This is a genomic window from Variovorax sp. V93 (genome assembly GCF_041154485.1).
GTDB lineage: Bacteria > Pseudomonadota > Gammaproteobacteria > Burkholderiales > Burkholderiaceae_C > Variovorax > Variovorax beijingensis_A.
Genome location: NZ_AP028669.1, coordinates 1452501 through 1472050, shown reverse-complemented (window position 1 = coordinate 1472050; position 19550 = coordinate 1452501). Strand labels below are relative to the sequence as shown.

18 protein-coding genes are annotated in these 19550 nt (G+C 70.1%); 7 read left to right on the top strand and 11 right to left on the bottom strand.

Annotation, left to right across the window (positions count from 1 at the left end):
• Positions 1 to 116: 116 nt before the first annotated feature.
• Entirely contained in the window at positions 117 to 737 is a 621-nt protein-coding gene (locus tag ACAM54_RS06910) for a hypothetical protein (protein ID WP_369650257.1), read from the top strand.
• Between the two features lie 21 nt (positions 738 to 758).
• On the opposite strand, the gene ACAM54_RS06905 is transcribed toward ACAM54_RS06910, so the two are convergent.
• The gene (locus tag ACAM54_RS06905; protein WP_145741309.1) at positions 759 to 1598 is read right to left on the bottom strand and encodes an RNase A-like domain-containing protein; all 840 of its coding nucleotides are present in this window, start codon (positions 1596 to 1598) and stop codon (positions 759 to 761) included.
• 119 nt (positions 1599 to 1717) lie between these two features.
• On the opposite strand from ACAM54_RS06905, the gene ACAM54_RS06900 reads away from it, so the two are divergent.
• Together ACAM54_RS06900 and ACAM54_RS06895 are read left to right on the top strand one after the other, a co-directional pair.
• On the top strand, positions 1718 to 2968 hold the full coding sequence (locus tag ACAM54_RS06900) for a DNA polymerase IV (RefSeq protein WP_369650256.1): 1251 nt from the start codon (positions 1718 to 1720) through the stop codon (positions 2966 to 2968).
• Positions 2969 to 2981: 13 nt separating this feature from the next.
• A complete protein-coding gene (locus tag ACAM54_RS06895) occupies positions 2982 to 3662 on the top strand; it encodes a TIGR02117 family protein (RefSeq protein WP_145741305.1) in 681 nt (226 codons plus the stop codon).
• Between the two features lie 6 nt (positions 3663 to 3668).
• Here the strand turns inward: ACAM54_RS06895 and ACAM54_RS06890 are convergent, their stop codons facing one another.
• Complete coding sequence (locus ACAM54_RS06890) at positions 3669 to 4733, bottom strand: purine nucleoside permease (RefSeq protein ID WP_369650255.1); 1065 nt, start codon at positions 4731 to 4733, stop codon at positions 3669 to 3671.
• Between the two features lie 122 nt (positions 4734 to 4855).
• On the opposite strand from ACAM54_RS06890, the gene ACAM54_RS06885 reads away from it, so the two are divergent.
• On the top strand, positions 4856 to 6097 hold the full coding sequence (locus ACAM54_RS06885; RefSeq protein ID WP_145741301.1) for a DNA topoisomerase IB: 1242 nt from the start codon (positions 4856 to 4858) through the stop codon (positions 6095 to 6097).
• Here ACAM54_RS06885 and ACAM54_RS06880 read toward each other — a convergent pair.
• From ACAM54_RS06880 to ACAM54_RS06860, 5 genes are all read right to left on the bottom strand, one after another.
• Positions 6043 to 6720: a hypothetical protein gene (locus ACAM54_RS06880; protein ID WP_145741299.1), complete on the bottom strand. Its 678-nt coding sequence runs from the start codon at positions 6718 to 6720 to the stop codon at positions 6043 to 6045. The two genes, ACAM54_RS06885 and ACAM54_RS06880, sit on opposite strands and share 55 nt — an antisense overlap.
• A gap of 181 nt (positions 6721 to 6901) precedes the next feature.
• Positions 6902 to 7081, bottom strand: coding sequence for a DUF3606 domain-containing protein (locus ACAM54_RS06875; RefSeq protein ID WP_145741297.1), 180 nt, complete (start codon positions 7079 to 7081; stop codon positions 6902 to 6904).
• Between the two features lie 136 nt (positions 7082 to 7217).
• Positions 7218 to 8729: a class I adenylate-forming enzyme family protein gene (locus ACAM54_RS06870; protein WP_369650254.1), complete on the bottom strand. Its 1512-nt coding sequence runs from the start codon at positions 8727 to 8729 to the stop codon at positions 7218 to 7220.
• A 3-nt stretch (positions 8730 to 8732) separates the two neighbouring features.
• A complete protein-coding gene (locus tag ACAM54_RS06865) occupies positions 8733 to 9719 on the bottom strand; it encodes a Bug family tripartite tricarboxylate transporter substrate binding protein (protein ID WP_369650253.1) in 987 nt (328 codons plus the stop codon).
• A 44-nt stretch (positions 9720 to 9763) separates the two neighbouring features.
• Positions 9764 to 12091, bottom strand: a complete 2328-nt coding sequence (locus tag ACAM54_RS06860; RefSeq protein ID WP_369650252.1) for an acyl-CoA dehydrogenase — start codon at positions 12089 to 12091, stop codon at positions 9764 to 9766.
• A gap of 106 nt (positions 12092 to 12197) precedes the next feature.
• Here ACAM54_RS06860 and ACAM54_RS06855 point away from each other — a divergent pair, with 106 nt between their 5' ends.
• Genes ACAM54_RS06855 through ACAM54_RS06845 form a run of 3 tightly spaced genes read left to right on the top strand, consistent with a single transcriptional unit; the run spans position 12198 to position 15527 of the window.
• A complete protein-coding gene (locus ACAM54_RS06855; RefSeq protein ID WP_369650251.1) occupies positions 12198 to 12986 on the top strand; it encodes a citryl-CoA lyase in 789 nt (262 codons plus the stop codon).
• A 6-nt stretch (positions 12987 to 12992) separates the two neighbouring features.
• Positions 12993 to 14156: an acyl-CoA dehydrogenase family protein gene (locus ACAM54_RS06850; RefSeq protein WP_369650250.1), complete on the top strand. Its 1164-nt coding sequence runs from the start codon at positions 12993 to 12995 to the stop codon at positions 14154 to 14156.
• A 9-nt stretch (positions 14157 to 14165) separates the two neighbouring features.
• On the top strand, positions 14166 to 15527 hold the full coding sequence (locus tag ACAM54_RS06845) for an MmgE/PrpD family protein (protein WP_369650249.1): 1362 nt from the start codon (positions 14166 to 14168) through the stop codon (positions 15525 to 15527).
• Positions 15528 to 15533: 6 nt separating this feature from the next.
• Here the strand turns inward: ACAM54_RS06845 and ACAM54_RS06840 are convergent, their stop codons facing one another.
• The 4 genes from ACAM54_RS06840 to ACAM54_RS06825 all read right to left on the bottom strand — a co-directional run bounded on the left by ACAM54_RS06840 (position 15534) and on the right by ACAM54_RS06825 (position 19538).
• Entirely contained in the window at positions 15534 to 16241 is a 708-nt protein-coding gene (locus ACAM54_RS06840) for an arylmalonate decarboxylase (RefSeq protein WP_369650248.1), read from the bottom strand.
• Positions 16242 to 17249: a tripartite tricarboxylate transporter substrate-binding protein gene (locus ACAM54_RS06835; protein ID WP_369650247.1), complete on the bottom strand. Its 1008-nt coding sequence runs from the start codon at positions 17247 to 17249 to the stop codon at positions 16242 to 16244. It lies immediately after the preceding gene.
• A 136-nt stretch (positions 17250 to 17385) separates the two neighbouring features.
• Positions 17386 to 18540, bottom strand: a complete 1155-nt coding sequence (locus tag ACAM54_RS06830) for a mandelate racemase/muconate lactonizing enzyme family protein (RefSeq protein ID WP_369650246.1) — start codon at positions 18538 to 18540, stop codon at positions 17386 to 17388.
• Between the two features lie 110 nt (positions 18541 to 18650).
• A complete protein-coding gene (locus ACAM54_RS06825) occupies positions 18651 to 19538 on the bottom strand; it encodes a LysR family transcriptional regulator (RefSeq protein WP_369650245.1) in 888 nt (295 codons plus the stop codon).
• Between the last annotated feature and the right edge of the window lie 12 nt (positions 19539 to 19550).

Sequence of the window (19550 nt, the reverse complement as noted above, 5' to 3'; positions counted from 1 at the left end):
GATGGCCCCAGCGGGCGCAACAGGCAAGCCTTGTCACCGCGGGCGAGTCGGTTCAGCCATGCCGCGCCTCGACCCGGGCTAATATCGATCGCTCGACCATTCAGAGGAGCGCGCAAGTGGAGCCCTGGTTCGCAGACGCCAAGCCGATCAACTCGCTGGAGCCCGAGATCGCGTTTCACTTGTGGGACGAGTTCCAGCCTGTGCGGGACCGGCCGGCCGAGCCGCTCGCGCCGCCGGAATTCCCGCGTGCCGAGCGCCTGCGGGTGTGCACCCTGGAGGCCATCGGGCACGAGCCGGAGCTTGCAGCGTACTACGGCCGCGTGGCCGCGCTGGCCCGGCAGCAGGGGCTGAAACTCCACCAGGTGCGCCAGTACTTCTGGCTGGACCTGCGGCTCGACAACGAGGACGCGGACGTGCATCTGTCCTTCCCCTGGTACGACACTTTCGCCACCATGGACCACTTCCTCGCCGCCGTGGCCGGAGACGACCAGGGCATGGTCTACGACGATCAGGACCAGGGTTGGGCGGTGGAAGCCTGGGCCCGCAACGGCATGCTCTACATCCGCGAGAGCGACCCCGATTCCGATGAAATCGGCCTGGCCGTTGCGCTGCCCCGGGCCGGCCTGCAGGCCCGCATTGCCCCGCTGCGCGAGCGCACCTCGAAACTCCTGGCCCGCCTTGCCGAGGAGCTCGGTGCCGACGTGTGGACCACGGGCGAGGCCCCTTCCTTCCTGTAGGCGCCCGAGGCGCCGCACGGCTCAGATCGGATAGGCCGTGAGGATGTAGAACGGCTTGCCGTTGTAGCTTTCCATCTTGAGGATGATCCGCACGCCGGAGAGGTCATTGACGGCCGTGCTGCCGAACTGCACGCCCCGCCCCACCACGTAGCCCAGCACGTGCTCCAGCTCCGGCGACTTGCTGCCCGCGGCCGCGCCGCGCGACCATGCGCGCACCGCGGCGGCGTTGGCACGCAGCGTCTCGGTGATCGCGCGTTCCGCGGTGGCCAGGTCGGCAAAGGTGGACACCGCCCGGGGGCCCGGCCGGGTGGCGGTCCGCACCCTGGCCAGCAGCTGGGCATCGGTCTGCCCGACGTGGCGCGCCATGGTGTGGCCGCCCAGCCTCGATCCCGCTGCAGCCTCGTGCTCCACCAGCCGGATACGGCCGCCGCGCATCACGGCGACGATGCGTGCGGCTCCCAGCCCCGAGGCCACGACCAGCGGCACTGCCACGTCCACCGCAAGCCCGATGCCATCGGCCGTTTCGCGCGAAGCGCCCAGCGCCTCGGCCGCCGAGCTGGCGGTGACGGAGGTCGCCGTGCGCTGCGGGGTGCCGGTCCAGACCTGGCGGCCCGAGGTCGCCAGGGTGTCGAAGCCGTGCACGCCCAGCACCACGCAGCCGGCCTTGGTCACCATGGTCGGCTCGGGCGCAATGCAAAGCACGCCTGCGCCGACCAATTCGACGACGCCGCCCACCAGCCCCACCGTGCCCCAGAGCCGGTTGCTCAGGCTCGCGGATTCGGGCACGTCCTGCCCGTCCAGCACCGCCGCCATCTGCACCGGCGTCAGCGCAATGGTCATGCCTTCGACTTCGTCATCCATGCCAGATCCCCTTCCTTCCCATGCCTTGAGTCATCGGACGGTCAAAAACCGCAGTCGGCGCATTCTGGCATGCGTGCGCCGCGCGGCAGGCACGGGCCGGCCGCGAGACAATCCATGCCGTGAGCTCCCCGACCGTTCCAGCATCCCCGATCCGCCGCATCGCCCACCTCGACATGGACGCCTTCTACGCGTCGGTCGAGCTGCTGCGCTATCCGCAGCTCAAGGGCCTGCCGGTGGTGATCGGCGGCGGGCGGCGCAGCGTCGACGAGGCGATCCGCCACGTGCCCGAGGGCGGCACGCTGGCCGACATTCCGGTCGCGGCCTTTCCGCGGCTGAAGGACTACGCGGGCCGCGGCGTGATCACCACCGCCACCTACCCGGCGCGGCAGTTCGGCGTGGGCTCGGCCATGGGGCTCATGAAGGCCGCCAAGCTGTGCCCGCACGCCATCATCCTGCCGGTGGACTTCGACGAGATCCGCAAGTACTCGCGCACCTTCAAGCAGGTCATCCGGGAGATCGCGCCGCTGATGGAAGACCGCGGCGTGGACGAGGTCTACATCGACTTCACCGACGTGCCCGGCGGCCAGCGCGATGGCGGGCGCGTGCTTGCGCGGCTGATCCAGAAGGCCATCTTCGACGCCACCGGCCTGACCTGCTCGATCGGCGTGGCGCCCAACAAGCTCATCGCCAAGATGGCGAGCGAGTTCAACAAGCCCAACGGCATCTCGGTGGTCTACGAGGCCGACCTGCAGACGCGCATCTGGCCGCTGCCCTGCCGCAAGGTGAACGGCATCGGGCCCAAGGCCGACGAGAAGCTCAAGCGCTTCGGCATCGAGACGGTGGGCGAGCTCGCGGCACGCGAGCGCGACTGGCTCATCCAGAACTTCGGCAAGTCCACGGGCGCGTGGATGCACGAGGTGGCCTGGGGCCGCGACAACCGGCCGGTGGTGACCGAGAGCGAGCCCGTGTCGATGAGCCGCGAGACCACCTTCGACCGCGACCTGCATGCGGTGCGCGACCGCGCCGAGCTGGGCGCGATCTTCACCCACCTGTGCGAGAAGGTGGCCGAAGACCTGCAGCGCAAGGGCTACGTGGGCAAGACCATCGGCATCAAGCTGCGCTACGACGACTTCAAGATCGCCACGCGCGACCAGACCATCGAGCGCCACACCGCCGACGGCAAGACCATCCGCCAGATCGGCGGGCTGTGCCTGAAGCGCGTGCCGCTGGAGCGGCCGCTGCGCCTGCTGGGCGTGCGCGTGGGCGCGCTTGCCAAGGCGGGCAGCCCCGAGGCCATGGCAGCGGCCGCGGGCAGCACGGCCGCGCGCGCCTCCGCGGATGCGGCCTCGGCCACCGCATCGCTCTTCTGAAACGCCCGGCGCCGTGATCAGACGCTGGCTCCGGCGCATCGCATTCACGCTGCTGGGGTTCACGCTGGCCGTGGGACTGTATGTGGGCGCGGCCTGCGCGCTGATGCTCTGGCCGGCCAATGCACAAACGCCTGCGCAGCCGCCCGCCGTCCAGGCCTGGGTGCTGAGCAACGGCATCCACACCGACCTGGTGTTCCCGATCCGCTCGGCCACCATCGACTGGCCGCAGCTCTTTCCGTTCGCGCACTTCAGGGCCGTGCCGCCCGATGCCGAGTTCATCGCCATCGGCTGGGGCGACCGCGAGTTCTACCTGCACACGCCCACCTGGGCCGACCTCACGGCCTCGCGCGCCTTCGGTGCCCTGCTCGGCGGCAACCGCGCGCTGCTGCATGTGACCTACCTCCGCCGCGCCTCGTTGCGCAAGAACGCCTTCCACCTGCCGCTCTCGCAGGCGCAGTACGCGCAGCTCGCAGGCTACGTGCGCGCGACCCTGCCTTCAGGCCGCGCAACACCCGTTGCCGGTGCCCACTACGGCAACGACGACGCCTTCTACGAGGCCGAAGGCGGCTACCACCTGTTCGAGACCTGCAACACCTGGACCGGCCGCGGCCTGCGGCAAGCGGGCGTCACGGTGAGCCGCTGGACGCCTTTCGATTTCAACGTGACCTGGCACCTGCAGCCGGTGCGGCCCTGAACCTGCTCAGGGCTTCGGCACGCCGGCCTGCCACTGCGGCCAGTGGGCCACGATGTGGTCCACCACGCGCGTGCCCACCAGCGCGATGTTCTCCACCGTCTCGGCAAAGCCGCCCGCCGTCTCGCCCGGGGCCGGGTCCAGGTGCTGCAGCGTGCTTTCCTTCGGGTTGCCCTGGTCGAAGTTGACGGCGCCGCGCAGGCTCATCACGCGGTCGGTGCCGTGGGTGCGCTTGATCACGAGCGTGATGGCGGCGGCTTCCATTTCGGTGATCACGTAGTCGTCGGCACCGTAGAGCCTGGCGATGTACTGCGCCTGCTTCGACATGCCGGGGCCGTGGAAGAAGGTGTCGCCGGTCATGTGGGTGCCGGTGCCCACGAAGGGCGCGCGCCGCGCCGCCGCATCGGGGTAGCGCAGGCGGTACTTGCGTGCGCTCTCCGAATCCTTGAGCGGCGTGTCGGCCGAGAGCTTCATGGCCCAGCCCACGAGGTCGGGGTTGAGCTTGAAGCGGCGGTATTCCTCGTAGCCCTTGCGCGGCATGAAGGTGGGTTCGCCGGGCTTGTTCTCCTCCGGCGCCCAGCGGTGGCCGAGGTCGTAGTCCACGAGCCAGGTGGCCCAGCTCACCTCGCCGATGGTGCCGCGCGCCGGGGGCGTTCCGGCCACGCCGGAAATCACGTAGTAGGCCTGCGAGAAATCGAACTGCGGGTTCAGCAGGATGGCCTGCATCGACGATGAGGAGTTGACCTTGCCCATGCCGAGCACCGCGCCGCACACGCCGTCGGCATTGCAGTACACCGGCTGCAATGCGCCGGGCACCGCCAGCGGCGCGGCGCCCTTCCAGTAGCGCTCGTACCAGTGCTGGAACTCGCCGGCCCGGTCGCCGGTGTTCTGGCCGATCTCGAACATGGCCGCGACGAAGACCTTCACCTTGATGGGCGCGGCAGTGGCGGCCGCTGCGCGCGCAACCGGCACCGGCGAAGTTGGCGACGCACAAGCCGCGACGAGCAGCGCCGCGCCGCAAGCCGAGAGCCAGCGCGCGCAGGAAGACGGGAACGGCCGATGGAAAAACATCATTTCTTTGGGACTCCAGGAAAAGAACAACGCGCCTCCATCGCACCAGCGGCGATTGCGGCGTCCTACAGGCGGCGATTGTCGGTGCAGGCACAAGCGCGGGGTACCGTCACCACGCAAACCCCATGCCGGCACGCTCCAGATCGACCGCTCCGCCCTCCAGACCCTCGCCGACGGCCGCGCCCATGGCCAATGGCCTGGTCTACGTGAACCCCGACATGCCGGGCATCCGGCGCCTGAAGCACGGCGAGCATTTCCGCTACCGCGATGCCGAAGGACGCTGGGTGCGCGATGCGGAAGAGCTCTCGCGCATCCGCATGCTGGCGATTCCGCCGGCCTACACGCAGGTGTGGATCTGCCCGCTGCCCAACGGCCATCTCCAGGCCACCGGCATCGATGCGCGCGGACGCAAGCAGTACCGCTACCACCCCGACTGGCGGCTTTTCAAGGACGAGACCAAGTTCGAGCGCCTCGAGGCCTTCGGGCTCGCGCTGCCGCGCATCCGCGCCCGCGTCGCGCGCGACCTGCAGGAAGGCGCGGCAACGGCCAAGGCGCCCGGGCGCCAGCAGGTGCTGGCGGCCCTGGTGCGGCTGCTCGACACCACGCTGCTGCGCGTGGGCAACGAGGAATACGCCAACAGCAACGGCTCCTACGGGCTCACCACGCTGCGCAACCGGCATGCGGCCGTGCAGGGTGCGGCGCTGCGGCTGCGCTTCAGGGGCAAGAGCGGCGTGATGCACGAAGCCCGGCTCGACGATCCGCGCGTGGCCAAGGTGGTGCGGCAATGCCAGCAGCTGCCCGGCCAGGCGCTGTTCCAGTACCAGGAGGAAGACGGCGAACTGCGCAGCGTGTCGTCCACCGATGTGAACGACTACCTTGCCGAGGCCTCGCCGGGCGAACGCTTCACCGCGAAGGACTTCCGCACCTGGCACGGCACGGTGCAGGCGCTGGAGCTCACGCGGCTGGCCTGCGAGCCGGGCCGCACGGCCGCCGACGGCACGCGCTACAGCGCCAAGGAAATACTGGCCGCCGTGGCGAAGCAGCTGGGCAACACGCCCGCCGTCTGCAAGAAGGCCTACGTGCACCCGGCCGTGCTCGCGCTGGGCAGCGCGCTCGCGGGCGACGAGGAAGACCCCGCGGCCGAGCTGCTGCGAAGGATGTCGGCCCGCACCGCGGCACGCAAGACGCGCGGGCTCCACGCCGCCGAACAGCGGCTGCTCGCCTTCCTGCGGATGCATCGGCAAAGCCAGGCGCGCGAACGGCGCGAAGCGCGCAGCGCCAATGGCCGGCGCAAGGCCGGAGAACGAAGGCCTCAGCCCGGCGCGAGCGGAAAGCGCACGCTGTCGCGCTCGAGCGCGACGGTGTAGCCCAGGTCCTCCGCCAGGCTCTGGAGCGCAATCGCGTCGATGGCCAGCGCACGCGGGGCGCGGTGCGCGTCGAGCACGGGACTGGCACCGGCGGATTCGCGCGGCAAGGCGCTGAGGCGAAGCGCATTGCCACCGTCGGCCTCGATGCGGATCGCACCGGCCTCGGACGCGCCGTCGTGCAGGTACCCGAGGCCGCCGAGCACCAGATAGCGCAGCGCCGCACCCTGGGGCCAGCGCGTTTCGCCCTCGCGCGGCTCGAGCGCCGCATCGACAGCCAGCTCGACGCCGTGCATGTCGAAGGCCGCGCGCATCAGGCCCACGCATTGGGCCACCAGCGCGCTGCGCGTGATGCCGTCATCGGTGGTGGCCAGCTCCCAGTCGCGCAGCGAGCGGATGCCTTCCACGAGTTCGGACACCTGGTTGTCGATCAGCGCCACGCGCTCCTCGCAGACCGGTGCGTCGATGACCGGCGCGCCGATCTGGCGCTTGAGCATGAGCAGCGCCATGCGGATCACCGACACCGGCGCCACCATGTCGTGGCGCAGCGCCGGCAAGGCGCGGGTGAGCAGTTCGTGGCGTACGCCGGCGGCGATCCAGCTTCGGGCTCCGGGCGAGGCCTTCATTGGGCGCGGGGAGCCGAAGGCTTCGCCTCGGTGAGGGGGTGGCAGGCCCGCGGACCACTGCGGGTGCGGAGTTCGGCAATCGGCTCGTTCACTTTGCGCGTCCTGAAGCGAAGGAAAGCCAAAGTATCGTTCCCGCCCTCCGCAGCGGGTGTAGGAGCGTGCCTACGCTTTCGCCACCCGCCTAGGGTTTGCCGAGGTAGACCCGCACGTCCTTCACCTCGACACCCGCGGCGGCCACGGCCGAACGCAGCTGCGCCTCGGTCACGCCCAGCGTCTGGGTCCAGTAGCGCACCTCGTGCGGCTCGTTGACATTGATGCGGGTCCGGTCCTGCGGGCCGCGCTTGTTCGGGTCGTCTGGCATGGCGTGCTTCCTGTGTTCGTGTGTCGATGCAAAGGACGATGCGCGCCCTTGCTGCGCAGCACTGGCGGACGGCGGCGCGGCTCCTTGCAGGAAATGTCCGAAACCGGCGTGCGGATGCCGTGCCCCTGGGCCTTGGCTAGCCGACGGGCCTGGCGGCGCGCGCCTGCAGCTCGCGCTTGAGCACCTTGCCGTTGGCCGTGGTCGGCATGGCGTCGATGGCCTCGATGCGCGCGGGCCGCTTGTAGGGCGACAGGTGCTCCGCAAGGTACGTGCGCAGCGCCGGTTCGTCGAGCGCAGCGCCGGGCTTCATCTCGACGAAGGCGACGATGCGCTCGTTGCCGTCGGCCTCGGGCGCGCCCACCACCGCGCACATGTGCACCCCGGCGAAGCGGCCGATCACCGCCTCGATCTCCGCAGGATAGACGTTGAAGCCCGAGCGGATGATCATTTCCTTGAGCCGGCCGACCACGAACAGCGCACCGTCCGCATCGAAGCGCCCGAGGTCGCCGCTCGCATACCAGCCGCCGGGCCGCATGACCTGCGCCGTGGCCGCCGCGTCGCGGAAGTAGCCCAGCATGAGGCCGGGCCCGCGCAGCCAGATCTCGCCGGTCTCGCCCGGCGCCAGGTCCTGACCGCCGGGGCCCACGATGCGCGCCTCGCCGCCCTCGACCACATGGCCCGCGGCCGTGTCCGCGCGTGGTGCCTCGACGCGCGTGAGGAACACCGAGCCCGCGTACTCCGAGAGGCCATAGCCATAATGCAGCGGCTGGCCGAACAGCGCCTCGACGCGCTGCTTGAGTCCCAGGTCGAGCGGCGCCGAACCGGTGTAGACATAGCGAAGCGCCGGAGAGCGCGGCGTGCCGTGCCCGGCCTCGATGTGCGCCAGCAGCCGCGCGTACATCGTGGGCGGCCCCAGCAGGTTCGACACCTGCTCATGCGCCAGCGCATGCAGCATGTCGGCCGGCGAGAAGCTCGCACGCAGCACCAGCGCGGCGCCGCCCGTGAGCGCGGCCATGAGCACCGTGCCAATGCCGAAGATGTGCGTCATCGGCAGGAAGGCGTAGACCCGGTCGCGCTCGCCCAGCGAGCGCACGCCGGCCGACACGCGGCCGAAATGCAGCAGGCCGCGGTGCGACACCATCACGCCCTTCGGCGTACCCGAGGTGCCCGAAGTGAAGATGATGGCCGCGGTGTCCGCGAGCGCCGGGTCGTCCTCCGGCCTGGCCTCGGCGCGCACGGCCGAGCGCATCACGCCGGGCAGCGCCGAGGGCACCGCGCCGGCGCGCTGTGCATGCTGGCGAGCGGCCTCCGAGGCATCGGTGGTGAAGCAGCACAGGCGCGCATCGGCGCGCTCGGCAATGGCCGCGATCTCGCCGGGCGACATGCGCGCGTTGACCCCGCACGACCATGCGCCGATGCGGCTGCACGCCATGATCAGCGCGACGTGCGCGGCGCAGTTCTCGGCCACGAGCAACACGCGGTCGGTCGGCCGCACGCCGGCGGCACGCAGGTCTTGCGCGGCCGTCTCGGCCATGGCCTGCAGCGCGCCGTACGAGACGGTGCCCAATGGTTCGAAGAGAAAGGCGTCGCCTGGCGATTGCAAGGCGCGCGCTTGGAGCAGTTCGTGGATCCGCGTGGGTGCCGGCATCGCTTATTCCGCCTCGATGCCCTGGGACGCCGTGGCCCAGAGCCTGCGGTCGGCCTGGCCCTTGGCCGCGAGCAGCTCCGCGCCGCCGCTCCAGACCTCGTAGCCCTGTTCGCGCAGCCGATGGGCGATGTCCCCGCGCGCCAGCGCCTTGTGCGCGGCGGCATTCAGGCGCGCGACAAGCGCCGGGTCCATGCGCGCGGGGCCATAGAGGCCGAACCAGCCGCCCACGTCATAACCGGCCACGCCCGACTCGATCATGGTCGGCACCTCGGGCAGCATGCGGTTGCGCTGGCGCGAGGTGACGGCCAGCGCGCGGATCTTTCCCGACTGGATGAAGGGCCGCGAGGTGGCGATGATGTCGAACATCATGGTCACGGTGCCGCCCATCACGTCGGCCAGCGCAGGTGCGCTGCCCTTGTACGGCACGTGCGTGAGCTGCACGCCGGTCATCTTCTCGAGCAGCGCGCCGCTCAGGTGGTTCGAGGCGCCCACGCCGGCCGAGCCGTAGAACACCTTGCCCGGCCGCGCCTTCGCATAGGCCAGGAGCTCGGCCACGCTGTGCACCGGCAGGTCCTTGTTGACCACGAGCACGTTGGTGTAGTCGACCAGCGGCGCGATGGGCGTCAGGTCCTTCATCGGATCGAAGGGCATCCTGCGCTGGATGTTCGGATTGATGGTGATGGTCGGGCTCGCGCCGAAGAAGAGCGTGGCGCCGTCGGGAGCAGCCTTGGCCACCGCGTCGCCGCCTAGCGAGCCGCTGGCACCGGGGCGGTTGTCCACGATGACCTGCGTGCCGAGTTCCTGGCTCAGCGCGGGCGCGAGCAGGCGCGCCGCGCCGTCCACCGGGCCGCCGGCCGAATAACCGACCACGAGCTTGATGAGAGCTGGCAGCTGTTGCTGTGCCAAGGCGCGTGAAGGCAGTGCAGCCAGCAATGCGCTGCCTGCCAGCGCGGCCATGGCATGGCGCCGTGTGAAGTCGAGGGATTCCATGAGCGTTGTCTCCTGTTGTGTATTTCTTCGGCGGCTCGCATTGCTCAGGCCGGCAGGTCGAGCACCTGCCGCGCGAGGATGTTGCGCTGGATCTCGTTGGTGCCGCCGTAGATCATTGCGGCGGTGGAGCCGATGAGCGGCGACAGCACGTTGAAGCTCTGCCCGTCGAGCAGCTGGTCGCCGGCCACGGCGCCCTGCTCTTCGCCGGCCTCGACCAGCAGCGCGCCGATGCGGTGATAGGTTTCGCTGGCCCATATCTTCAGCAGCGACACCGACGCAGGCAGCGGCTGGCCCGCGCGCACGATGTCGGCAAAGCCCGTGTATGCGGCCGACAGGTCGAGCACGTCGAGCCGCAATGCCGCGAAGCGCTGCGCGAACACCGGGTCCGCAAAAAGGCGCCGCGCCTGCGCCAACCGCGCGAGCTGGCCCAGCGCGTACTGCGACTGCTTGGGGCTGCCCAGGAAGATGCGCTCGAAGCCCAGCAGCGCCTTGGCAATCGTCCAGCCGCCATGCAGCTTGCCCACCAGGTTTTCAGCCGGCACCCGCACGTTGTCGAAGAACACTTCGCAGAACTCGGGCTCGCCCGCGAGCGTGTGAATGGGCCGCACCGTGATGCCCGGCGTGCGCAGGTCGCACAGCAGGAAGCTGATGCCCTCCTGCTTGCGCGCGGCCTTGTCGGTGCGCACGAGCATGAAGATGTGGTTGGCATCCTGCGCGAGCGTGGTCCAGATCTTCTGCCCATTGACGATGAAGTGGTCGCCCTCGGCATCGCGCCCCGCCACGGCCTCGGTGCGCAGCCCGGCCAGGTCGGAGCCGGCGTTGGGCTCCGAATAGCCCTGGCACCACACATGCTCGCCGCTCAGGATGCGCGGCAGGAAACGCCGCTGCTGCTCGGGCGTGCCATGCTGGATCAGCAGCGGGCCGATCATCACGATGCCCTGGTCCGGCGCGCGCGCCACGCCGTACTGCTCGAGTTCCTCGATCCATGCAATGAGCTTGTCGGCCGGCAGCCCCATGCCGCCATGCGCCTGCGGCCAGGCCGGCGCGATCCAGCCCTGTGCCGACAGCGTGAGATACCACTCGCGGATCTCGCTCCAGCGCGCGCGGTGCGACAGGTAGCGCAGCGGCTGCGGATAGCGCTGCTGCAGGAAGGCGCGCACCATGCGCCGGAACTCGGCCTCGGGCATCGCATGCCAGTCGGCACTGCGCGGAAACTCGCCTTCCCACACCGCGGGGCCCGCCCGCGTCTCGCCGCCATCGGCCAGAACGGCATGCCGGCGCTGGTGCGCGGCCACGTTGCCGAGCCACGCCGAAAGGCACAGCGTGCGCTTGTAGTAAAGGCTCAGGTCGCACTCCTGCGTATAGCCGATGGCGCCGTGCAGCTGCACCGCCGTGCGCGAGGCCTGCAGCGCCGCGGCGGTGCAGCGGGCATTCACGCGGCTGGCTTCGGCTTCGAGCCGCTCGGCGCAGAGCCCCTGGCCTGCCAATGCCAGCACCTCGGCCAGCGCGGCCTGCGCCACCTCGAGATGAATGAACATGTCCACGCAGCGGTGCTGCAGCGCCTGGAAGCTGCCGATGGGCTTGCCGAACTGCGAACGGGTGCGCAGGTAGGCCAGCGTCTGGGCGAGCATGGCCTGGCCCACGCCCAGCAGTTCGGCCGCCTGCAAAATCTGGCCGGCCGCGAGCGCATGGCGCAATGCGTCCTGCGCCGCCGGGCCTTCGGCCAGCACCGCGTCCGCCGGCAGCGCCACCTGCTCGAAGCGCAGGCTCGCGGCCTGGCTGCCGTCCACCAGCGGCACCAGGGTTTCGCTCACGCCGGCGGTGCCGCGCGGCACCCAAAGCAGCACCGCATCGTCGCTGCCCCGCGCCGACACCAGCCAGCCGCCGGCGGCCGCGCCGGGCAGCACCATGAGCTTCTCGCCCTGCAGCAGCACGCCGCCGGCATGCCCCGCGCGCGGCTCGCAGCCGCAGGCCAGGGGTACGGCGCTCAGGTCGCCTGCGCTCTCCTGCCAGGCGAGCGCAGGCAGGCTGCGGCCCGCCACCAGGTCTGCCAGCAGCGACTGCGCGGCCGGCGCATCGAGCCGCGCGAGCAGCAACGCGCTGAGGCCCGCCACCGCCAGCAGGGGTTCCGGCGCGACGTGCTCGCCCGCGGCCCGCAGGATCTGCGCGGCGCCTGCGAGATCCAGCCCCAGGCCGCCCGCGGATTCGGGTGCCAGCATGCCGGTCCAGCCCAGTTCGGCCAGCGCGCTCCAGCCCTGCACCTCATCGGCATCGGGCCGTTCCATGCGCTCGCGCCGCCTCTGGATGGAACGGCTGCGAACGAAGTAGTCGAGCGCGGCTTCGCGCACGGCGGAAAGTGATTCGGTGTCCATCGCCGCAGCGTGACAGAACACCCCGCCGCGCGGCATTTGCATTTGCCGAAGGGAGGGTTTCGCATTCACAGACCCGCCTCGCGCGAGGGCGGCATAGATTCGGCGCATGACCACCACAAAGATCAAGAAATCCCTGCACACCGCGCTCGGCCACAGCACCCCCGACAGGATCACCGTGCGCGGGCGCGACCTGCCCTCCGAGATCCTGGGCCACCTGAACCTCGGCGACATGGCCTTCCTGGAGCTCACGGGCCGCATCCCGACGCCGCAGGAATCGGTCACCTTCAATGCCATCGTCGTCACGCTGGTCGAGCATGGCGTCACGCCCAGCGCGCTGGCCGCGCGCCTGACCTATGCGGGCGCGCCCGAGGCGCTGCAGGCCGCCGTGGCCGCGGGCCTGTGCGGGCTGGGCACGGTGTTCGTGGGCAGCACCGAGGGCGCGGCGAAGATGCTCTACGAGGCCATTCCCTTCGGCGAGAAGCCGGGGCGGCCGCTCGCCGACATGGCGAAGGACATCGTGGCCGACCACCGCGCGCGCAAGATCATCGTGCCGGGCCTGGGCCATCCACTGCACAAGCCGATCGATCCGCGCACGCCGCGCCTCTTTCAGATCGCAGCCGAGAACGGGCTCTCCAGCCACTACGTCGCGCTGATGCAGGCCGTGCAGGAAGAGGCCGAGCGCGTGTCGGGCAAGTCGCTGCCGATCAACGCGACCGGCGCCATCGGCGCGATTGCCGCCGAGTTCGGCTTTCCGTGGAAGATCATCCGCGGCTTCGGCGTGATGGCGCGCGCCATCGGCCTTGTCGGCCACATCCTGGAGGAGATCGACGACCCGATGGCCATCGAGATCTGGCAACGCGTGGAAAAGGAAGCCGGCGGCCCGCGCCAGGATTGAGCCCCCATGAACAACCATAACGACACCCGCTTTCCCGACATCCGCGATGCCGTGCGCGACCTGTGCGCGCAGTTTCCCAACGAGTACTTCCGCACGATCGACGAGGCCCGCGGCTACCCCGCCGAGTTCGTCGACGCGCTCACCAAGGCCGGCTGGATGGCCGCGCTCATTCCGCAGGAATACGGCGGCTCCGGCCTCGGGCTCACCGAAGCCTCGGTGATCATGGAAGAGATCAACCGCTGCGGCGGCAACTCGGGCGCCTGCCACGGCCAGATGTACAACATGGGCACGCTGCTGCGCCACGGCAGCGAAGCGCAGAAGCGCGCCTACCTGCCGCGCATCGCCACCGGCGAGCTGCGCCTGCAGTCCATGGGCGTGACCGAGCCCAGCACCGGCACCGACACCACCAGGATCAAGACCACGGCCGTGAAGAAGGGCGACCGCTACGTCATCAATGGCCAGAAGGTGTGGATCTCGCGCATCCAGCACTCCGACCTGATGATCCTGCTGGCGCGCACCACGCCGCTGGCGGACGTGAAGAAGAAATCCGAGGGCATGTCGATCTTCATCGTCGACCTGCGCGAGGCCATCGGCAAAGGCATGACGGTGCGGCCCATCCTGAACATGGTGAACCACGAGACCAACGAGCTGTTCTTCGAGAACCTCGAGATCCCGGCCGAGAACCTGATCGGCGAAGAGGGCCAGGGCTTCAGGTACATCCTCGACGGCCTCAACGCGGAGCGCACGCTGATCGCGGCCGAATGCATCGGCGACGGCTACTGGTTCATCGACAAGGTGACGGCCTACACCAAGGAGCGCGTGGTGTTCGGCCGGCCCATCGGGCAGAACCAGGGTGTGCAGTTCCCGATTGCCGAGGCCTTCATCGAGACAGAAGCCGCCAACCTCATGCGCTATGAAGCCTGCCGCCTGTTCGATGCGCGCGAGCCCTGCGGCGCGCAGGCCAACATGGCGAAGTACCTGGCGGCCAAGGCCAGCTGGGAGGCGGCCAATGCCTGCCTGCAGTTCCATGGCGGCTTCGGCTTTGCCTGCGAATACGACATCGAGCGCAAGTTCCGCGAGACGCGGCTCTACCAGGTGGCACCGATCTCGACCAACCTCATCCTGAGCTATGTCGCCGAACACATGCTCGGCTTGCCGCGTTCGTTCTGAAGGCACTCCATGACCTCATCGAATCATCCCAGCCGAGAGCTTGCCACCTTCGCCGCCGAACTTCAGTTCGCCGACATCCCCACGCCTGTGCTGCGCCGTACCGAAGACCTGATGCTCGACTGGCTGGGCTCGGTGCTTGCGGCCCGCACGGCGCGGCCGGTGCGCAGCATCGAGCGCTTCGCGCAGATGATGGGGCCGGCCGAGGGGCCGAGCGAAATGCTCACCTCGCGCCGCACCACTTCGCCGCTGTTCGCCGCACTGGTCAACGCCGCGGCCTCGCACTACGTGGAGCAGGACGACGTGCACAACGGCTCGGTGTTCCATCCCGCGGCCGTGGTCATCGCGCCCGCGCTGGCCGCGGCGCAGAGCATCGGGGCCAGCGGTGCGCAGTTGCTGACGGCGGTGGTGGCGGGCTACGAGGTCGGCATCCGCGTCGGCGAGTTCCTGGGCCGCTCGCACTACAAGACCTTTCACACCACCGCGACGGCGGGCACGCTGGCTGCGGCTGCCGCCGTGGGCCGCCTGCTCCAACTCACGCCGCCGCAGATGCTGCACGCCTTCGGTTCGGCCGGCACGCAGTCGGCCGGCGTGTGGGAGTTCCTGCGCGATGCGGCCGATTCGAAGCAGCTGCACTGCGCGCATGCGGCCGCCAGCGGATTGATGTCGGCCTACCTCGCGCAGGACGGCTTCACGGGCGCGGCAAAGGTGCTCGAGGGTGCGCAGGGCCTCGGCGTGGGCATGTCGAGCGATGCCGACCCGGCACGGCTCACCGACCGCCTTGGCACGCGCTGGGCACTGGCCGAAACCTCGTTCAAGTACCACGCGTCCTGCCGCCACACGCATCCCGCGGCCGATGCGCTGCTGCAGGTGATGACGCAGCACCGGCTCGCGCACGGCGACGTGGCCCGCGTGACCACGCATGTGCACCAGGGCGCCATCGACGTACTGGGCCGCGTGACGGTGCCGGCCACCGTGCACCAGGGCAAGTTCTCGATGGGCACGGTGCTGGGCCTGATCGCGGTACATGGCCGCGCCGGGCTCGGCGAGTTCGACCGCGACTTTCTCGCGCCCGAGGTGGCCGCGTTCCGCGACAAGGTGGAAATGGAACTCGATGCCGAGGTCGACAGCGCCTACCCCGCGCGCTGGATCGGCAAGGTCAGCGTGCAGACGCGCAACGGCCGCACGCTGGCCGGCCGCGTCGACGAACCCAAGGGCGACCCGGGCAACAGCCTGAGCCGCGCCGAGATCGAGGACAAGATGCAGCGCCTCGCGCACTACGGCGAAGGCGCCACCGCCGACGAGGCGAAGGCGCTGTGCCAGCGCATCTGGCAGCTGGAATCTGCGCCGCGCGTGGGCCGCTGGCTCGGCTGAGGCCGTTCAGGCGAACAGCCGGCCCTGCCCGGGCGAGCGCGCATCAAGGCCCGCGGTGCGCACGAGGTCCCAGAAACCCGCAGGCGAACTCGACACCACGGGCAGCTGCAGCCGCGCTTCCACTTCGCGCACGGCATCGAGCGTGACCAGCCCGCCGCATGAAATGAGGATGCCGTCCGCGCCGGGCTGCGCATCGAACACCCGCAGGCACAGGTCGACCAGCACCTGTGTGGGCACCTGGCCCACGGCCTGCACGTCGGAGATGGCCAGCCCCTCGAGCGCCAGCGGCTCGAAGCCGCTCTGTTCGAGGTAGCGCCGCAGATGGGCGTTGACCTCGTCGATGTAGGCCGTGGCCACCGCCACGCGCCGCACGCCCAGATGGCGCAGCGCGCCGACGATGGCGTTGCTCATGGTCGTGCAGGGCAGTCCGGTGGCGCGCGCCATCTCGACTTCGAGCTGGCGGTTGAACGCGGCGCCGCGGAAGAAGCTCAGCGAGGTGCCCATGAGCGAGACCGCGACAGCGCCCTCGGCCTTGAGCGCCACCGCCTTCTCGACCACCGAGTCGATCACCTCGGTGTACCCGCGCGTGGAAATTTCGCCAAGGCCCAGCCCCAGCGCGCTGAAGCGGATGCGGTCGCCGTAGAGCAGCGGACCGTCCACCGGCACCGCGCCGGCGGCCGGCGGCACGATCAGGCCCAGGTGCGGCAGCGCCATCTACTTGCCCTCCGCCACGATGTTCTGCTCGGCGATGATGCGTTGCCAGCGCTTCGTCTCCTCGGCCATGTCCTTGCCGAGCTGCGCCGGCGTGGCGTAGGCGCGCAGCGTGCCCTGCGCGGCCGCCGCGGCGCCGGCCTCGGGCGCATCGAGCACGGTCTTCACCGCGGCCGAGAGCTTGCCGACGATCTCGTCGGGCGTGCCGGCCGGCGCGAGCACGAAGATGCGCGGCGCCACGTCGAAGCCCGGCAGCGCATCGGCGAGCGGCGGCACCGACTCCGCGCCCTCGAGCTTCGCGGTGTTCATGAGCGCGACCGCACGCAGCTTGCCCGCCTTGGCCTGCGCCATGCCGGCCGTGGCGCTGACCACGCCGATCGGCACCTGCCCGCCAACCACGTCGGGCACGATCTGCGCGGCACCGCGGTAGGGCACATGCACCACGGTGCTGCCGGTCGATTGCTTCAGCATCTCGAAGCCCAGGTGCTGCACCGTGCCGACGCCCGAGGTGGCGAAGGAATAGCGCGCCGGGTTCGCCTTGAGCTCCTTCACCAGCTCGGCCGGCGTCCGGGCCGGAAAGTCGTTGCCGGTGACGATCATCAGCGGCGAGACGAAAGCCCCCGCCACCGGCTTGAAGCTGGTGAGCGGATCGAGGCCGATCTTCGGCTGCAGCAGCTTGGCGATCAGCAGCGCGCTGTCACCCATCATGAGCGTGTAGCCGTCGGGCGCGGCCTTGGCGACGAACTCGGCCGCGATCAGGCCGGCGGCGCCGGTGCGGTTGTCGACCATCACCTGCTGGCCGAGCACCGCCGACAGGCGCGTGCCCAGCAGGCGCGCGACCGCGTCGACGCCGCCGCCGGCCGAATAGCCGACCACGAGTCGGATCGGCTTGTCGGGGTACTTCTGGGCCCAGGCGGCAGGCGCGGCGAGCGCGCCAGCAAGGCCCAGGGCCATGGCAGCACGCAGCGCCTGGCGGCGTGCAGGGCGAACAAGGTCTGTAGCTTTTTTCATCGTGTCTCCAATGGTCATCGATCAGCGGCCGTCTGCGCGGCTCCTTCAAGTGCACCCGCGGAACCGGCTTTGCCGGGCCGCCGGGTGCGCCCCCCAGTGGGGGGAGCGCCAAAGGCGCTTCGGGGGGCGTCCATTCCTAGGCTTTGCCCTTGCCACGCGAAGTGGGCAGCTTCGCGAGCTCGCACACGCGATCCGCATTGGGCGCGAAGCCCAGGCCCGGCGTCTCGGGCAGCTGCAGCCAGCCGTCCTGCGGCACCGGCAGGCCGTCGAAGACCTGCTTGAGCATCTGCACGGCCACGTAGTGGTATTCGGCCATGCCGCCGTTCGACACGCCCGCATGCAGGTGCATGTTGTGGAAGGGCCAGGCGCCGCCGTTGTCGATCGGCACGTTGAAGGCCTGCGCCATGCCCGCGATCTTCAGGCACTGGGTGTAGCCGCCCGAGATGGTCACGTTGGGCTGCAGCACGTCGGCCGCCTGGTTCACCAGCAGGTCGCGGAAGCGGAAGGCCAGCCCTTCGTTCTGCCCGCAGGCCAGCGGAATGCTGGTGCGCGCGCGCAGCTGGGCCATCTGCCGCACGTCGTTCTGCGTGAGCGGCTCCTCGAAGAAGCTGATGCCGTAGGGCTCGATGCGGCGCGCGAGCTCGGTCGCATGGAACAGGTCGAGGCCGCAGTTGGCATCGACGTACAGCTTCACGTCGGGGCCGACCGCCTCGCGCACGGCAGCCACGCGGCGCACGTCCTCGGCGATGACCTCGTCGATGGGCCGCGGCTCGTCGCGCCGCGCGAGCGCATGGCCGCCGACGGTCATCTTCAGGCGCCGGAAGCCCTGCGAGACCCAGAGCCTGGCGGCGGCGGCGAGCTGGTCGCGCTCGAAGAAGCCGAAGCCGAAGGTCGCATAGACCGGCACCTTGGAACGCGCACCACCCAGCAGGCGCCACAGCGGCTGGCCGAGCGCCCTGGCCTTCAGGTCCCACAGCGCGATGTCGAGCGCGGCCATGGCGTGGCTCGCATAGCCGGTCTGGCCGCGCGGCGAGAGCAGCCAGTAGAGCTTCTCCCACAGGCGCTCGGTGGCCATCGGGTCTTCGCCAATGAGCGCCGGGCCGGCCACCTCGCGCACGGCGGCGGCGATGATTTCTTCTTCGGTGATGGCCGTCATGCCATGGCCGACAAGGCCGGTGTCGGTCTCGATCTCTGTCAGGCAGAGCGAGAGCGAGGTCTGCTGGTTGAGCCCCAGCACATCGATGGTGACGGGAATGTTCAGCGGCGTGGCGCTGACGCGGATGATCTTCAAGAATGTCTCCTTTTGCCTTGCTTCGGCTGCACGATTCTTGGTGCGCAGGCTGCGGAGAACAATTCGTTTTTGGCGGGCGCGAGGCTTCGCGCGGCGCGAAGGCTCAGGGTTCAGTCCGGCCGGCCGAGGTGCTCCAGCACCGAGCGCGCGGCCGCGGTCAGGTCCTGCTGCCGCCGCACGCACAGCAGGTGGCGGCGCACCGCCCACGGCGCATCGAGCTTGAGGCAGCGCAGCTTCAGTATCTGCAGCTGCGGCAGGATGGCCGCGTAGGGCAGCACGCCGATGCCCACGCCCTGCTCCACCATGCGGCACACCATGTCGAAGCTGCCCACCTGCATGCGCACCTTGAGCGGCGCCTGCGCCTCCAGCGCCGCGTTCAGCAGCACGCGGTGCAGCGCCGTGCCTTCGCGCACCACGATATGGTCGTGCCGCAGCACCTCGTCCACGCCGATGCGCTTGCGCCTGGCCAGCGGATGGTCGCGCGCCACCACCACGGCCAGTTCATCGCTGCGGTAGGGCAGGCATTCGAGCATTTCGGCGGGCGTGTGGCCCTCGATCACGCCGATGTCGGCCAGACCGGCCTGCACAGCCTTCACGACCTCGGTGCTGGCGCGCTCCTGCAGGTCGATCTTGAGCACCGGATGCAGCCGCAGGAAGGAGCCGATCTGCGCGGGCAGGAACTGCGCGATGGTGGAGGCGTTGGCCGTGATGCTGACCACGCCCGCCACACCGTTCTGGAAATCGTCGAGCTCGGCGCCCAGCCGGTCCATGGCCGAAAGCACGGCGCGCGCATGCAGCAGCAGGCCATGGCCCGCCGAAGTGAGCGTGACGCCGCGCGCATGGCGCACCAGCAGCGGCAGCCGCGCGCGGGCCTCGAGGTCGGAGATGCGCTTGCTCGCGGCCGCGAGCGCGATGTGGCAGCGCTTGGCGCCTTCGCTGATGCTGCCGTGGTCGGCCACGGCCACGAACAGGCGCAGCGACTTCAGGTCGGCGGACATGGCCTGCGCGCC

What these genes read in the sequence shown, in the direction of transcription:
- ACAM54_RS06905 (WP_145741309.1), bottom strand. Translation starts at nt 1,598, where the DNA reads ATGGATGACGAAGTCGAAGGCATGACCATTGCGCTGACGCCGGTGCAG.
- ACAM54_RS06890 (WP_369650255.1), bottom strand. Translation starts at nt 4,733, where the DNA reads ATGATGTTTTTCCATCGGCCGTTCCCGTCTTCCTGCGCGCGCTGGCTC.
- ACAM54_RS06885 (WP_145741301.1), top strand. Translation starts at nt 4,856, where the DNA reads ATGCCGGCACGCTCCAGATCGACCGCTCCGCCCTCCAGACCCTCGCCG.
- ACAM54_RS06880 (WP_145741299.1), bottom strand. Translation starts at nt 6,720, where the DNA reads ATGAAGGCCTCGCCCGGAGCCCGAAGCTGGATCGCCGCCGGCGTACGC.
- ACAM54_RS06875 (WP_145741297.1), bottom strand. Translation starts at nt 7,081, where the DNA reads ATGCCAGACGACCCGAACAAGCGCGGCCCGCAGGACCGGACCCGCATC.
- ACAM54_RS06870 (WP_369650254.1), bottom strand. Translation starts at nt 8,729, where the DNA reads ATGCCGGCACCCACGCGGATCCACGAACTGCTCCAAGCGCGCGCCTTG.
- ACAM54_RS06865 (WP_369650253.1), bottom strand. Translation starts at nt 9,719, where the DNA reads ATGGAATCCCTCGACTTCACACGGCGCCATGCCATGGCCGCGCTGGCA.
- ACAM54_RS06860 (WP_369650252.1), bottom strand. Translation starts at nt 12,091, where the DNA reads ATGGACACCGAATCACTTTCCGCCGTGCGCGAAGCCGCGCTCGACTAC.
- ACAM54_RS06855 (WP_369650251.1), top strand. Translation starts at nt 12,198, where the DNA reads ATGACCACCACAAAGATCAAGAAATCCCTGCACACCGCGCTCGGCCAC.
- ACAM54_RS06850 (WP_369650250.1), top strand. Translation starts at nt 12,993, where the DNA reads ATGAACAACCATAACGACACCCGCTTTCCCGACATCCGCGATGCCGTG.
- ACAM54_RS06845 (WP_369650249.1), top strand. Translation starts at nt 14,166, where the DNA reads ATGACCTCATCGAATCATCCCAGCCGAGAGCTTGCCACCTTCGCCGCC.
- ACAM54_RS06840 (WP_369650248.1), bottom strand. Translation starts at nt 16,241, where the DNA reads ATGGCGCTGCCGCACCTGGGCCTGATCGTGCCGCCGGCCGCCGGCGCG.
- ACAM54_RS06835 (WP_369650247.1), bottom strand. Translation starts at nt 17,249, where the DNA reads ATGAAAAAAGCTACAGACCTTGTTCGCCCTGCACGCCGCCAGGCGCTG.
- ACAM54_RS06825 (WP_369650245.1), bottom strand. Translation starts at nt 19,538, where the DNA reads ATGTCCGCCGACCTGAAGTCGCTGCGCCTGTTCGTGGCCGTGGCCGAC.